Raw genomic sequence first — 13,523 nt, 5'->3', positions numbered from 1 at the left:
CCGATGCGCCCGCGATGAAGACGCGCGTCACCGAGATGCTCGGCATCCGCTATCCGATCGTGCAGGGCGGCATGATGTGGGTGGGACGCGCCGAACTCGCGTCCGCGGTTTCCAACGCCGGCGGCCTGGGCATTCTCACCGCGCTGACCCAGCCCACGCCCGACGCGCTGGCGCTGGAAATCGAGCGCTGCCGCAAGATGACCGACGCGCCCTTCGGCGTGAACCTCACCATCCTGCCCAGCGCCACGCCGCCGCCCTACGAGGCCTACCTCGACGTGGTGATCCAGTCCGGCGTGAAGATCCTCGAGACCGCGGGCAACAATCCGCGCGAGTTCATCATCAAGGCCAAGAACGCCGGCATCACCATCCTGCACAAGTGCACGGCGGTGCGGCATGCGCTGTCGGCCGAGCGCAACGGCGTCGACATCGTCAGCATCGACGGCTTCGAATGCGCGGGCCACCCGGGCGAGGACGACATCGGCGGCCTGGTGCTGATCCCGGCTGCGGCCAGAAAGCTCAGGATTCCCGTGATCGCCTCGGGCGGCATCGGCGACGGCCGTGGCCTCGCCGCCGCACTGGTGCTGGGCGCCGCGGGCGTCAACATGGGCACGCGCTTCTGTGCAACGCAAGAGGCGCCGATCCACGACAACATCAAGCAAATGATGGTCAGCAAGAGCGAGCGCGACACCAACATCATCTTCCGCACCCTGCACAACAGCGGCCGCGTGCTCAAGAACGCCATTTCCGACGAAGTGGTGGCCACCGAATACCGTCCCGGCGGTTGCGAATTCGGCGACATCCATCATCTGGTGAAAGGCGTGCGCGGCCGCGAGGCACTGGAGACCGGCGCGGTCGACGGCGGCCTGATCTGGGGCGGGCAGGTGGTAGGCCTGATCGACGACGTGCCAAGCTGCCACGAGCTGATCCAGCGCATGGTCACCGAATGCCGTGCGCGGATCGCCGCATCCGCCGTCTGATAACGATGGAAAACCCGTCGTGGCTGCAGCGCGCGATCGCGACACCCGGTGTCTCGCGCTACGCCGACAACGGCGGCATCGCCCTGCATTATCTGGAGTGGAACGACGCGGGCAGCGGCCTGCCCGGGCTGCTGTTCGTGCCCGGCTACCGCGCGCATCTGCGCTGGTGGGACTTCATCGCACCGATCTTCGCCGACCGCTTCCATGTCGTGGTGATGGAGCTCTCGGGCATGGGCGACAGCGGGCGCCGCGCGCACTACGGCGCCGGTGACTTCGCGGACGACATCGTCGCAGTGACGCGACATAGCGGCCTGCGCACGCCGATCGCCGTCGGCCACAGCTATGGCGGCGCGCGCCTGCTGCGCGCCTGCAGCGAGCAGCCGGCGATGTTCACGCGCGCGGTCGCGGTCGACAGCTATGTGCATTTCGCCGACATGGGGCCCGTCGCGGAACACCCGCGCATCGGCAGCGGCCGCGTGCATGCCACACGCGAGGCGGCGATGGCGCGCTTCCGCCTGTCTCCGGAACAGCCCGCGCATCCGGCCCTGCTGCGATACCTGGCCGAAGGCGCGCTGCGCGAGGTGGACGGCGGCTGGACCTGGAAGTTCGACATCCGGCTGCCGGGCGGCGGCCCCACCGAGGACGATGGCGCGGCGATCCTGCGGCGCATCCCGATCCCGGTGCACCTGGTATGGGGCGAGCACAGCCTCGTCGTCAATGAAAAATGCATGCGCCGCGTGGCCGCCACGCTGCCGGTGCGCCGCGAGCCCATCATGGTGCCGGACGCGCATCATCACCTGATGCTGGACCAGCCGATCGCCGCGATCGGCATTCTGCAGGCGCTCCTGGCCTGAGCCTGGAGTCAAGGAGAACGACGTGAGTGAACTCGTGCAGCTGCAAGCCCATGACGCGGTGACCGTGGTCACGCTCAACGCGCCGGCCCGGCGCAACGCGCTGTCCACCGAGATGCTCAACCAGCTGATCGAGCGGCTCACGCAGCTGGCCGGCGACGAGGCCTGCCGCGCGATCGTGCTCACCGGCGCCGGCGAGCACTTCTGCGCCGGCGGCGACGTGTCGCCGATGACCCGCGAGCGGCCGATGCTGGGCAGCCGCCAGCGCATCGAATCGGCGCATCGCGTGATCCGCCTGCTGGCGGGCGGCCCCAAGCCGGTGGTCGCGGCGGTGGAAGGCTTCGCTTTCGGCGCCGGCCTGTCGCTGGCCGCGGCCTGCGACACCGTGGTGTCGTCGCGCAGCGCCAAGTACGCCGCGGTGTTCACCAAGGTGGGCCTCTTGCCCGACATGGGCGCGCTGTGGAGCCTGCCGCAGCGCGTCGGCATGGCCCAGGCGCGGCAGCTGTTCTTCACTGCGCGCACGGTGCTGGCCGACGAAGCACTGGCATTGGGCCTGGCCGACCAGCTGGTCGACACCGGCGAGGCCTTGGCCGCGGCGCTGGAAATGGCGCGCGGCTACACGGCGGCCGCGCCGCTGCCGATGGCGATGCTCAAGGCCGCCTACGCCAAGGGCATCGCCACGCTCGACGATGCCCTGCGCGCCGAAGTGGACGTGCAGCCCGCGCTGTATCTCACGCAGGATCACCTGGCCGCGGTCGAGGCCTTCCGCGAGAAGAAGCCGGCGCCGCCGTTCCGTGGTGTGTAGACCGCACAGGCCTTTCGCGGGAGGGGCGTAAACCCCGACCGCACGGCCCGACAGAAAAAGCAGATTCGGAGAGCCCGCCAATGCCTGCCCAGTACGACCAGCTGCTGCAACTCGCGATCCCCGACTCGCGGCAGACCTATACCGCCACCGACGCCATGCGCTATGCGCTGAGCCTGGGCCTGGGCGCCGATCCGCTGGACGAGGCGCAGCTCGCCTACGTCTACGAGAAGAACCTGCGCGTGCTGCCGACCATGGGCGTGGTGCTGGCGCATCCGGGCTTCTGGGCGCGCGAGCTCGACAGCGGCATCGACTGGGTGAAGATCGTGCACGCCGAGCAGGGGCTGGTGCTGCATCGGCCGCTGCCGCCGCAGGCCAGCGTGACCGGCCGCTCGCGCATCGTCGACATCATCGACAAAGGCCCTGGCAAGGGTGCCCTGGTGTACTACGAGCGGCGCATCTTCGATGCCGCCAGCGGCGAGCCGCTGTGCACCTCCACGCAGACGCTGTTCTGCCGCGGCGACGGCGGCATCGGCGGCCCGGCCAAGGCGGCGGCGCCGCCGCCGGCGATGCCCGCGCGCGCGCCCGACCTCGTCTGCGACATCGCCACCGATCCGCGCATGGCCCTGCAATACCGCCTCAATGGCGACATGAACCCGCTGCATGCCGACCCGGCGGTGGCGCGCAAGGCCGGCTTCGAGCGGCCGATCCTGCACGGGCTGGCGACCTACGGAGTCGCGGGCCATGCGCTGCTGCAGGCGGTGTGCGGCTACGACGCCAGCCGCATCGCCGAGATTGCCGCGCGCTTCACCGCGCCGGTTTATCCCGGTGAAACGCTGCGCACCGAGATCTGGGTCGACGGCGAGCAGGTGAGCTTCACGGTGCGCGTGCCGGTGCGCGACGTGGTGGCCATCGGCAACGGCCGCGCCGTGATCCGCGCGGCCAGGAGCTGAAAACGGCCGCGGAAGTTGCACGATCGTATAATGCGGAATATAAAGCTGACGATCCGTCAGATGAGCCGGCCCCAGACCGCCGCAGTGCTTGCGGCGCGTGCCCAATCCCAATCGCTTTCGAGAACCAGCAAAATGCCAAAAGTCGTCTTCATCGAACACAGCGGCAAGGCCCACACGGTGGAAGGGCCCTCCGGGCAGTCGCTGATGCAGATCGCCGTCGATCACCTGATTCCCGGCATCATCGCCGACTGCGGCGGCAGCGCGTCCTGCGGCACCTGCCACGGCTACGTGCAGGAGCCGTGGAACTCCCGCCTGGCGCCCGCCGACGAGACCGAGCAGTCGATGCTCGACGGCGTGCTCTACGGCGAGCCCAACAGCCGGCTCACTTGCCAGATCCGCCTGTCCGAAGAGCTCGACGGCATCGAAATCCGCCTGCCCAAGTCGCAGATCTGATCCGTTCCGCCCGTCCGCTGCATCGAGGCCTCATGGATTTCACAGCCACCATCCGCAAGCAGTTTCTCGGCGATCGCGAGTCCCCCGCGATCGAGTTCGAGGGCCAGTGGTATACGCGCGGCGAGCTCGCCGACTACGCCGACGGCATCGCCGCCCTGCTCAGGCAGGCCGGCGTGCCCGAGACCAGCGCCGTCGGCATCGTCGTGCGCAACCGCGTGCCGCATGCGGCGGCGATACTCGGCCTGGTCGCGGCCAACCGCTCGTTCTCGATGATCTACGCTTTCCAGTCGCCCGAGGCGATCGCCAAGGACGTGGCCAAGCTCGGGCTTGCGGCGGTGGTCGCGGACCGCGAGGACTGGACCGCGCCGGTGATCGAGGCCGCGCGCGCGGCGGGCTCGCTGGGCATCGCCGTGGCCATCAGCGGCCCGCGCGTGGCGCTGGTGCCGCAGCTGAGCACGCTGGGCGCGGGGCCGTTCCGCGAGGCGCCGGCCGAGCCCGGCATCGAGGTGCTCACCAGCGGCACCACCGGCGCGCCCAAGCGCATCCACATCCGCATGCCGGTGCTGGAGCGCGCGGTGTCCAGCGCCACCGCGCAGGTGATGCCCGACGCCGACGAGCCGCCGGATCTGGTGTTCTGGCCGTTCGGCGGCATCGGCGGCGTGTGCCAGCTGCTGGGCGCCACCTATGTGGGCAAGCGCATGGTGCTGCTCGAGAAGTTCAACGTGGCCGACTGGGTCGGCGCGATCAAGCGCTACAAGATCACCAAGGTCGGCGTGCAGCCCACCGTGATCCGCATGGTGCTCGAAGCCAAGGTCCCCAAGGAGGACCTGGCCTCGCTGGTGTTCATCTTCGGCGGCTCGGCGCCGCTGGAGCCGGCCACGCAGCAGCGGTTCGAACAGACCTACGGCCTGCCCGTGGTCTGGGGCTACGGGGCCACCGAGTTCGCCGGCACCATCATCGCGTGGACGCCGGACCTGGTGAAGCGGTACGGCGAGGCCAAGCGCGGCAGCATCGGCAAGGCCTTCCCCGGCGTGCAGATCCGCGTGGTGGATCCGCAGTCGGGCATCGAGGTGGCGCCCGGCGAGCAGGGCTATCTCGAAGCGCTGGTGCCGCTGGTCAACCCTGACTGGATCCGCACCACCGATATCGCCTCCATCGACGCCGACGGCTTCGTCACGCTGCACGGCCGCGGCGACGGCGCGATCATCCGCGGCGGCTTCAAGGTGCTGCCCGAGACGGTGGTGAAGACCCTGATCCGCCATCCCGCGGTGCTCGACGCGGCGGTGGTCGGCCTGCCCGAGGCGCGCCTGGGCGAGATTCCGGTCGCGGCGGTGGAACTGCGCGCCGGTGTCGCGGAGCCCAGCGAGGCCGAGCTGAAGAATTTCCTGCGCGAGCATCTGCCCTCGCATCACGTGCCCGCGCAGATCCGCTTCGTCGAGCGCCTGCCGCGCACGCCCTCGCTCAAGGTCAGCCTGGGCGCGGTGCGCGAGATGTTCGCGGATTACGCGGCTTCCAATTGAATGAGGTTAGGAGAGGGCACACGTCCCGCTGCCAGGTAGGCCGTCAAACCAATCTGTGAGCCGGGGCTTGCTGCCCTTCTACAACAGCGGCAAGAACACACTGAGGAGAGCAGGCATGACACAGGGAATCGCCGTCGTCACCGGCGCCAGTCGCGGCCTGGGCCGCGGTATCGCGCGCGCGCTGGGAAGCCGCGGGCTGACCGTCTACGTCACCGGCCGCAGCAGCGGCGACGATGCGCTGGACCGCGTCGCCGCCGAGATCACCGCCGCCGGCGGCCAGGGTATAGCCGTGCGCGTCGACCACGCCAAGGACGACGAAGTGAAGGCGCTTTTCGAGCGCGTGCGCAAGGACAGCGGTCGCCTCGATCTGCTCGTCAACAACGCCGCCGCGGTGTATCCCATGGACCTGGCCGTGCCCGGCCCGTACTGGGAGAAGCCGCTGCACCTGGTCGACATGATCGACGTCGGCCTGCGTTCCAACTACGTCGCCGCCTACTACGCGACGCCGCTGATGATCGAGACCGGCGGCGCGCTCATGGCGCACGTGTCGTTCTACGGCGCGGTGTCGTATTTCCATGGCCCGGCCTACGGCGCGGCCAAGGCCGGCACCGACAAGATGTCGTTCGACATGGCCGTGGACCTGCGTGGCCACGATGTCGCGTCCGTGAGCATCTGGCCGGGATTCATCCTCACCGAGATGCTGCAGTCGATCCCGCGCGAGCATCTGCCGCCGGACATAGCCGCCAACCTGCCCAACTTCGAGACGCCGGATTTCACCGGCCTGGTGCTCGAAAGACTGTGGCGCGATCCGGAGCGCATGGCGCTGTCGGGCCAGACGCTGATCGGCGCCGAGTTGGGCCTGCGCTATGGCATCCGCGATCTCGACGGCAAGCAGCCGATGGTCTACTCGCAGATGATGGGCCAGCCGTCCGGGCGCTTCATCGCGCCCGGCGCCTGATCCCACGCCCACCCCGAGCCGCGAGGAGAACCCATGGCGAGCTACCGGCTGCTGGTGCTGTCAAATCCCGTCGAGGGCCGTGAGGCCGAATACAACGAGTGGTATTCCAGGCAACATCTGCAGGACGTGGTGCGCGTGCCCGGCTTCGTCGGCGCTCAGCGCTTCCAGCTGGTGGAGCCGGTGCTCCTGGCCGAAAATTTTCCGTGGCGCTACGTGGCGATCTACGAGATCGAGACGGACGACCTTGCCGCCACGCTGGCCGAACTGCGCTCGCGCAGCGGCACCACGGCGGTGCCGATGAGCGAGGCCATCGACACCGTCAACATCGTGGCGGTGCCGATGCAGCCGCTGACCGGCCACGTGACCGCCGCGGCGTGACCGGGCCGGCGGCCGCTGCTCGCGCGCTTGCAAGGCGCGAGGGCGGCCCGAGCGCCCGCGCAGCGCCGCCGATCGGCGGCAGGGCGGGGCACCGGCAGGGGCGAGCCGCCTTGGCGCCTCGCCCCGGGGCCGGCCGGCGCGGGGCCGGCCGGCGCCAAGCCCGCGCGGTCGTGTCAGCGCTGCTGTCTGCTCGATAGCGCGCCGACGCGCTCCATGAGTTCGCCGGCGACGCTGTCGGGAATGGTATAGCGGCTGCGATCCTCGATCTGTGCGAAGTGCGCCTGCACGTCTTCCGCGGTAGGCGGCACGTCCAGCGGCCCTTCCCAGCCCGCGGTGAGCCCGATGAAGGCGCGCGCGAAGCGTCCGCCGCAGACGGTGTAGAACGAATGCGTGGTCTGGCATTCGCGGCTCGCCAGATAGACCACCAGCGGCACGTTGAAGTCGGGGGACATCGAGTTCACGAACAGAACCTGCAGTGCCTTGAATTTCTCGGCCGTCTCGGGATCGATGTTGTCGCCCATGCGCGTGGCCGCCTGCGGCCCCACGGCGTTGCAGAGGATTCCGTGCGGCTTGCCGGCCAGCGCGATGCTGTTGGTCAGACCCAGGATGCCGGCCTTGGCCGCGCCGTAGCAGGCCATGGTGTCGTCGCCGAACATGCCGCCCGCGGACGAGGTGTTGACGATGCGGCCGTAGCCTTGGCCCAGCATCACGCGATAGGCCGCGCGGCTCACGTAGAGCGAGCCCTTGAGATGCACGTCGAGAAGGATGTCGAGGTCTTCGTCCGGCACGTTCTCGAAGGCCGACGCGCGGATGATGCCGGCATTGTTGATCACCGCATCGACGCGGCCGAAGGTATCCACCGCGGTGCGGATGATGGAATCCGCTCCGGCCGAGCTGGCCACCGAGGCGTAGCTGGCCACCGCGCTGCCGCCGGCGGCCCGGATCTCGGCCACCACCTTGTCGGCGGCCGACTGCGACGCTCCGACGCCTGCCACCGAAGTGCCGAGATCATTGACCACCACGTTTGCTCCGCGGCGCGCGAAATCGAGCGCATAGCTGCGGCCCAGGCCGTTGCCTGCGCCGGTCACGACCACGGTCTGGCCGGTGAATGAGATGTTCGACATCGTTGTTGCCTCCTCCAAGTGTGATTCGCCCGGCGACCCAAAACTGACGGATTGTCAGCTGCGGGGGCGCAGGCGGGTGCCGACGTCCGGCTGCGCTAGTTCGCCAGATATTGCACAGTCGTGCAAGCCGCGGTTTAATCGACACCGAGGCGGCGCGGTCCGGAGCAGGTCGCGGACGGCAGGAGCGGCGGGTGGACGGTTCGATCGATACGGGTTCGACGGCGGGGCGCATCCTGGATGCGGCCGAGCAGCTGTTCGCGCTGCGCGGCTATCACGGCGTATCGATCCGCGAAGTCGCGGCGCTCTCCGGAACCGAACTGAGCCTCACGCGCTACCACTTCGGCTCCAAGGATGAGCTGTTCCGGCGGGTGGTCGCGCGCCGCGCCGAGACGGTCACGCAGGCCACCTTCCGCTCGCTCACCGCAGCCCTGGCGCGGCAGCAGGGCAAGCCGCTGTCGGTGGAAGCCATCGTGCGCGCCTTCGTGACGCCGATCGTGAGCTTCCCCAGAAAGGACGAGGGCTGGCGCAACTACCTCAAGCTCATGATCCATTCGGACAGCCTCAGTCAGCGTCCTGAATTGCTCAAGCCGCTGCGCGATGCCTACGAGCCGGTGTTTGCGCGCTATCTGGAGGAACTGTTGCGCGCGGGGTACGACCGCGAGCGTGCCTGCTGGCTGATGTACTTCATCCACTGGATGATCAACCACGTCGTTTTCGAAGTCTACGAACTCGAAAAACTGTCGGGCGGTATGTGCAGTTCCTTCGATTACGAAACGCGCGTCGAGCGTATGGTGAGTTTCATTGTGGGCGGCGCGGAGGCCATGCGCGAGGGCGCGGGCATCGCCACACCCTTGCGGCCGGCGGGCGCGGCGGCTGCCACGAGACCGCGCGGCAAGCGATCGCGGCGCACGGGCTGACCTCGTGTTTCACTGTGTACACAGAACTGACAAGTATTCAGCTAACGCGCATTTAGTGCTATAAAGTCCGGGCGCAGCCCAAAGTGGACAAGCCCCCGGCGCGACGATGGAGGAGTAAATGAACGACTTGAGCATACCCCGCGGCGAACGCGCCGTCCGCCCGGACTTCGTACCGCAGGAAGACAACATCTCGCCGGAAGTCGCCCGGCTCGAGAAAACCGCGCTGTGGACGCGCACCTGGCAGATGGCCTGCCGCGAGGAAGAGATTCCGCAGGTCGGCAACTTCGTCACCTACGAGGTGATCGGCCAGTCGATCATCGTGGTGCGCACCGAAGGCGGCACCATCAAGGCGTTCCACAATGTCTGCCAGCACCGCGGCCAGCAGCTCACCGCCGGCTGCGGCACCGTCAACAAGTTCCATTGCCGCTTCCATGGCTGGCAGTGGAGCCTCGACGGCGAACTGCTGCGCATCCAGGACCGCGAGGATTACGACGGCTGCGAGCAGATGCAGGACAGCGACCTGGGTCTCTCCGAAGTGCGCGTGGGCCTGTGGGGCGGCTTCGTGTACATCAACATGGATCCCGACTGCGAGCCTTTCGAGCAGTACATGGCGCCGGTGATGCGCGCGCTCGGACCGATGAAGTTCGAGGACATGCGCTTCGCCTGGTACAAGACCATGGTCATCAAGGCCAACTGGAAGACCGCGCTGGAATCCTTCATGGAGAGCTACCACGTGGCCTCCATCCATCCGCAGTACCTGCCGATGGTCGACGAGCGCAACAAGAGCTTCGCCGAAGGCCTCCACGGCAAGCACGTCTACATCCTGGAACGGCCGATGGGCGCGCCGTCGTTCCGCACCGGCAAGCCGGTGCCCGAGGACCTGCGCGAAGGCATCGCCAACGTGCTCGCCGTGTTCAAGGAATGGGTCGGCGACGCCGAGGGCAAGGGCCAGGTCACGGTGCGCAGCGCCGATGCCGCGCAGCGAGTGCTCACCGAGCTGCCGGCCGGCCTGTCGCCGATGGATGTCACCATGGCGGCGATCGGCTTCATGATGGAAGCCGCCGCCAAGGAAGGCGTGCAGTGGCCGATCCTGAGCATGGAACAGGCGATGGACGCCGGCGTCGACTGGAACATCTTCCCCAACATGGTGCTGGTGTTCGCGTTCGACGGCTGCCTGGTGTTCCGCGCGCGGCCCAATGGCGACGATCACGAGTCCTGCATCTTCGACATGTGGTCGATCCTGCGCATGGCGCCGCATGAAGTGCCGCCGCTGGAACGCGAGTTCTACGCGGACTGGAAGGACCACGTCGACAAGATTCCCAAGCTGCTGGTGCAGGACCTGCGCAACATGGAGAGCATCCAGCGCGGCCTGCATTCGCTGGGCCTCAAGGGCCTGCGGACCAACCCCGTGCAGGAAGTGCAGATCTCGCATTTCCACGAAGTGCTGCACCAGTACCTGTACGCGAACTAGGAGTCAGCCATGAGCATCCTGAGCCAGCCGCTCGCGCTGCCCTGCGGCGCGGTGCTGCCCAACCGCATCGTCAAGGCGGCCATGAGCGAGCAGCTCGCGGGCGAAGACAACAATTCCACGCGGCGCCTCGACGCGCTGTATCGCCGCTGGAGCGAAGGCGGCGCGGGCCTGCTGCTGTCGGGCAACGTGATGGTCGACGGCCGTCATCTCGAAAACCCGATCAACGTGCTCATCGACGGCGTGGTCGACCGTGCCGCGCTCAAGTCGCTGGCCAGGGCCGGCACGGTCGCCGGCAACCACTTCTGGCTGCAGATCAGCCATACCGGCCGCCAGACTTCGGCGATGGTGAACCCGCAGCCGCTGGCTCCGTCGGCGGTCAAGGTGGAGCTCGGCGACTACTTCGGCATGCCGCGCGCGATGACCGAGGACGAGATCCACGACGTGATCGCGCGCTTCGCCTACACCGCGAAAGTTGCGCGTGAGACCGGCTTCACGGGCGTGCAGGTGCACGGCGCCCACGGCTACCTGATCTCGCAGTTCCTGTCGCCGCGGACCAACCGGCGCGAGGACCGCTGGGGCGGCTCGCTGGAGAACCGCGCGCGCCTGTTGCTGGAGATCCTGCGCGCCATTCGCAGTGCCGTCGGCGCCGAGTTTCCCGTCGGCCTCAAGCTCAATTCCGCGGACTTCCAGAAGGGCGGCTTCAGCGCCGAGGAATGCATGCGCGTGGTGCAGTGGCTCAACGACGAGTCCGTGGACCTGCTGGAAATCTCCGGCGGCAACTTCGAGCAGATGAGCATGTTCGGCTCGGAAGGCGAAGCCGGCAGCGCGGCGCCGGTCAAGGACAGCACGCGTCGCCGTGAGGCCTATTTCCTCGACTACGCGGCGCGCGTGCGCGAGGTCTGCAGGATTCCGCTCATGGTCACGGGCGGCTTCCGCACGCGCCGTGCCATGGAAGAAGCGCTGCAGGCCAAGCTGGTCGACGCCGTCGGCATCGGCCGGCCGCTGTGCATCGAGCCCGACCTGCCGGCGCGGCTGATGTCGGGCGCGGCCGAGCGCGCGCTCGACTACCAGCAACTGCTGCAGTCGCAGCTGGGCGAAATGGACGGCGCCACCTACGACTCCGTGCTCATGGAAAGCATGTGGTTCGCTTTCCAGATCCTGCGCATGGCCGATGGCCACGCGCCCGACCTCGCGGCACACATGAACCATAGCGCCAAGGTCTACGTGGATTACCGCGATCGCGCCTGGGCGGCCTGGAAAGGTCCGCGCCACGAGCCGCTGCCGGCCACCGACTACCTGCCGGCCTGAGCACCGGCAAAGAACTTTTTCGAGAACCCCAGACCATGAAGCCCGGTGATGCAAACTGGAACTCGCCCGTCGAACCGCCGCTGGTGCTCGACGACGTCGAGCGTGCGCAGTGGAGCGAGAGTGCCGACGTGGTGATCGTGGGCTTCGGCGCGGCCGGTGCGTCCGCGGCCATCGAGGCGCGCGATGCCGGTGCCGAAGTGCTCGCGGTGGATCGCTTCGAAGGCGGCGGCTCGACGGCCATCAGCGGCGGCATCTACTACGGCGGCGCGACGCAGGTGCAGCGCGATGCCGGCTACGAGGACACGCCCGAGGAGATGTACCGCTACCTCAAGCTGGAAACCGAGGGCGTGGTCGCCGACGAGACGCTGATGCGCTTCTGTCGCGACAGCAACGACAACCTGCAGTGGCTGCAGAAGCAGGGCGTGGGTTTCAACAGCACGCTGTACAAGACCAAGCGCTCGTATCCGCCCAACAAGTATTACCTGTACTTCTCGGGCAACGAGCTCGTCGCCGGCTATCGCGAGCACGCCAAGCCGGCGCCGCGCGGCCATCGCGTGTTCGGCGACGGCTACACCGGCGGCGTGCTGTTCAAGGCGCTCAAGGCCTCGGCGCTGGCCAAGGGCGTGCGGCTGATGACCCACGCGCCGGCCTCGCGCCTGGTGCTGGACCGCAGCGGCACGGTGGTGGGCGTCGAGGTGCGGCGCATCCCGCCCGGCGCCAAGGCCTGGAAGAAGCACCGCCGGCTGATCAATCTGGTCAACGCCGGGCTCAACTACTTCGAGCCGGTGATCCAGTGGGCCGCACGCAAGACCGCCGCACTCGAGCAGAACGACGGCCAGCGCCTGCTGATCCGCGCGCGCCGCGGCGTGGTGCTGTCCACCGGCAGCTTCGCCATGAACCGCCCGATGGTGCGCCACTACGCGCCCAACTATGCCGGCGCCATGGCGCTGGGCAGCGTCGGCTGCGACGGCGCGGGCATCCGCCTGGGCCAGACCGCGGGCGGCGCCGTCGGCGAGATGGAGCGGGTCTCGGCCTGGCGCTCGATCAGCCCGCCCACCGCGTTCGTGAAAGGCGTGGCGGTGAGCAGCGGCGGCGAGCGCTTCGTGTCAGAGGACGTCTACCTGGGCCGCATGGGCGAGCGCATCGCCGCGCTGCCCGATCGCAAGGCCTTGCTCATCGTCGACAAGCCGCTGTATCGCGAGGCCTGGAAGAATGTGCTGCCGACCTTCGAGAAAGGCTGGCTGCCGGAATGGCTGTCCTACGGCTTCACCCTGCTGATCAACCTGCTCACCAACACGCGCAAGGGCAAGACGCTGGCCGAACTCGCACAAAAGTGCGGCATCCCGGCCGCCAATCTCGAACGCACCGTGGCCGAGTACAACGCGGCAGTGGCGAGCGGCGTCGATCCCCTGGGCAAGAGCGCCGAGTATCTCGATCCGCTCGTCGACGGTCCGTACTACGCGATCGACATCTCGATCGACAGCAAGAAATATCCCTGCCCGTCGATCCCGATGGGCGGCCTGGTGGTGGACGAGGCCAGCGGTCACGTCAAGCGCGAGGACGGCTCGCGCATCGCCGGCCTGTTCGCGGCGGGCCGCAACGCCGTCGGCATCTGCTCGCGCTTCTACGTGAGCGGCACGTCGATCGCGGACTGCGTGTTCGCGGGGCGTCGCGCGGGCCGCAGCGCGGCGATGGAGCAGGCGCTGCCGGTGGTGGCTGCGGCGCGGGCCAGCGTCGGCTGAGGCAAAAGTGGGTATGGCGCTGCGAGGCCCGAGCCTCGACGGCGCAAACGAGTTTGAAAGCGAACCACG

13 protein-coding genes are annotated in these 13,523 nt (G+C 68.3%); 12 read left to right on the top strand and 1 reads right to left on the bottom strand.

Translation table 11 applies throughout. The annotated features are described in order from the left end of the window. Positions 1 to 14 precede the first annotated feature (14 nt). The 8 genes from K344_RS0101005 to K344_RS0100970 all read left to right on the top strand — a co-directional run bounded on the left by K344_RS0101005 (position 15) and on the right by K344_RS0100970 (position 6,892). Entirely contained in the window at positions 15 to 977 is a 963-nt protein-coding gene (locus K344_RS0101005; RefSeq protein WP_028079110.1) for an NAD(P)H-dependent flavin oxidoreductase, read from the top strand. Between the two features lie 5 nt (positions 978 to 982). After that, the gene (locus K344_RS0101000) at positions 983 to 1,831 is read left to right on the top strand and encodes an alpha/beta fold hydrolase (protein ID WP_028079109.1); all 849 of its coding nucleotides are present in this window, start codon (positions 983 to 985) and stop codon (positions 1,829 to 1,831) included. A 22-nt stretch (positions 1,832 to 1,853) separates the two neighbouring features. Next, a complete protein-coding gene (locus tag K344_RS0100995; protein ID WP_028079108.1) occupies positions 1,854 to 2,633 on the top strand; it encodes an enoyl-CoA hydratase/isomerase family protein in 780 nt (259 codons plus the stop codon). An 80-nt stretch (positions 2,634 to 2,713) separates the two neighbouring features. After that, positions 2,714 to 3,583: a MaoC/PaaZ C-terminal domain-containing protein gene (locus K344_RS0100990; protein ID WP_028079107.1), complete on the top strand. Its 870-nt coding sequence runs from the start codon at positions 2,714 to 2,716 to the stop codon at positions 3,581 to 3,583. 132 nt (positions 3,584 to 3,715) lie between these two features. After that, the gene (locus K344_RS0100985; RefSeq protein ID WP_028079106.1) at positions 3,716 to 4,036 is read left to right on the top strand and encodes a 2Fe-2S iron-sulfur cluster-binding protein; all 321 of its coding nucleotides are present in this window, start codon (positions 3,716 to 3,718) and stop codon (positions 4,034 to 4,036) included. Between the two features lie 32 nt (positions 4,037 to 4,068). Beyond that, positions 4,069 to 5,556, top strand: coding sequence for a class I adenylate-forming enzyme family protein (locus tag K344_RS0100980; RefSeq protein WP_051361743.1), 1,488 nt, complete (start codon positions 4,069 to 4,071; stop codon positions 5,554 to 5,556). Positions 5,557 to 5,671: 115 nt separating this feature from the next. After that, positions 5,672 to 6,514, top strand: a complete 843-nt coding sequence (locus K344_RS0100975; protein WP_028079104.1) for an SDR family NAD(P)-dependent oxidoreductase — start codon at positions 5,672 to 5,674, stop codon at positions 6,512 to 6,514. Between the two features lie 33 nt (positions 6,515 to 6,547). Beyond that, positions 6,548 to 6,892: a DUF4286 family protein gene (locus tag K344_RS0100970; RefSeq protein ID WP_028079103.1), complete on the top strand. Its 345-nt coding sequence runs from the start codon at positions 6,548 to 6,550 to the stop codon at positions 6,890 to 6,892. Positions 6,893 to 7,065: 173 nt separating this feature from the next. Here K344_RS0100970 and K344_RS19535 read toward each other — a convergent pair whose 3' ends face one another. Beyond that, complete coding sequence (locus tag K344_RS19535) at positions 7,066 to 8,016, bottom strand: SDR family NAD(P)-dependent oxidoreductase (protein WP_043113432.1); 951 nt, start codon at positions 8,014 to 8,016, stop codon at positions 7,066 to 7,068. A 191-nt stretch (positions 8,017 to 8,207) separates the two neighbouring features. Here K344_RS19535 and K344_RS19530 point away from each other — a divergent pair, with 191 nt between their 5' ends. The 4 genes from K344_RS19530 to K344_RS0100945 all read left to right on the top strand — a co-directional run bounded on the left by K344_RS19530 (position 8,208) and on the right by K344_RS0100945 (position 13,454). Continuing rightward, positions 8,208 to 8,933: a TetR/AcrR family transcriptional regulator gene (locus tag K344_RS19530; RefSeq protein WP_051361742.1), complete on the top strand. Its 726-nt coding sequence runs from the start codon at positions 8,208 to 8,210 to the stop codon at positions 8,931 to 8,933. A gap of 118 nt (positions 8,934 to 9,051) precedes the next feature. Continuing rightward, a complete protein-coding gene (locus K344_RS0100955) occupies positions 9,052 to 10,404 on the top strand; it encodes an aromatic ring-hydroxylating oxygenase subunit alpha (protein WP_028079102.1) in 1,353 nt (450 codons plus the stop codon). Between the two features lie 9 nt (positions 10,405 to 10,413). Beyond that, on the top strand, positions 10,414 to 11,712 hold the full coding sequence (locus tag K344_RS19525) for an NADH:flavin oxidoreductase/NADH oxidase family protein (protein ID WP_051361741.1): 1,299 nt from the start codon (positions 10,414 to 10,416) through the stop codon (positions 11,710 to 11,712). Between the two features lie 35 nt (positions 11,713 to 11,747). Beyond that, positions 11,748 to 13,454, top strand: coding sequence for an FAD-binding protein (locus K344_RS0100945; protein WP_028079101.1), 1,707 nt, complete (start codon positions 11,748 to 11,750; stop codon positions 13,452 to 13,454). Positions 13,455 to 13,523 lie beyond the last annotated feature (69 nt).

The organism is Solimonas soli DSM 21787 (genome assembly GCF_000474945.1).
Lineage (GTDB): Bacteria > Pseudomonadota > Gammaproteobacteria > Nevskiales > Nevskiaceae > Solimonas > Solimonas soli.
The sequence above is the reverse complement of the archived record's forward strand: the minus strand, read 5'-3'. Positions and strand labels throughout refer to the sequence as shown.

What these genes read in the sequence shown, in the direction of transcription:
- K344_RS0101005 (WP_028079110.1), top strand. Translation starts at nt 15, where the DNA reads ATGAAGACGCGCGTCACCGAGATGCTCGGCATCCGCTATCCGATCGTG.
- K344_RS0101000 (WP_028079109.1), top strand. Translation starts at nt 983, where the DNA reads ATGGAAAACCCGTCGTGGCTGCAGCGCGCGATCGCGACACCCGGTGTC.
- K344_RS0100990 (WP_028079107.1), top strand. Translation starts at nt 2,714, where the DNA reads ATGCCTGCCCAGTACGACCAGCTGCTGCAACTCGCGATCCCCGACTCG.
- K344_RS0100985 (WP_028079106.1), top strand. Translation starts at nt 3,716, where the DNA reads ATGCCAAAAGTCGTCTTCATCGAACACAGCGGCAAGGCCCACACGGTG.
- K344_RS0100980 (WP_051361743.1), top strand. Translation starts at nt 4,069, where the DNA reads ATGGATTTCACAGCCACCATCCGCAAGCAGTTTCTCGGCGATCGCGAG.
- K344_RS0100975 (WP_028079104.1), top strand. Translation starts at nt 5,672, where the DNA reads ATGACACAGGGAATCGCCGTCGTCACCGGCGCCAGTCGCGGCCTGGGC.
- K344_RS0100970 (WP_028079103.1), top strand. Translation starts at nt 6,548, where the DNA reads ATGGCGAGCTACCGGCTGCTGGTGCTGTCAAATCCCGTCGAGGGCCGT.
- K344_RS19535 (WP_043113432.1), bottom strand. Translation starts at nt 8,016, where the DNA reads ATGTCGAACATCTCATTCACCGGCCAGACCGTGGTCGTGACCGGCGCA.
- K344_RS0100955 (WP_028079102.1), top strand. Translation starts at nt 9,052, where the DNA reads ATGAACGACTTGAGCATACCCCGCGGCGAACGCGCCGTCCGCCCGGAC.
- K344_RS19525 (WP_051361741.1), top strand. Translation starts at nt 10,414, where the DNA reads ATGAGCATCCTGAGCCAGCCGCTCGCGCTGCCCTGCGGCGCGGTGCTG.
- K344_RS0100945 (WP_028079101.1), top strand. Translation starts at nt 11,748, where the DNA reads ATGAAGCCCGGTGATGCAAACTGGAACTCGCCCGTCGAACCGCCGCTG.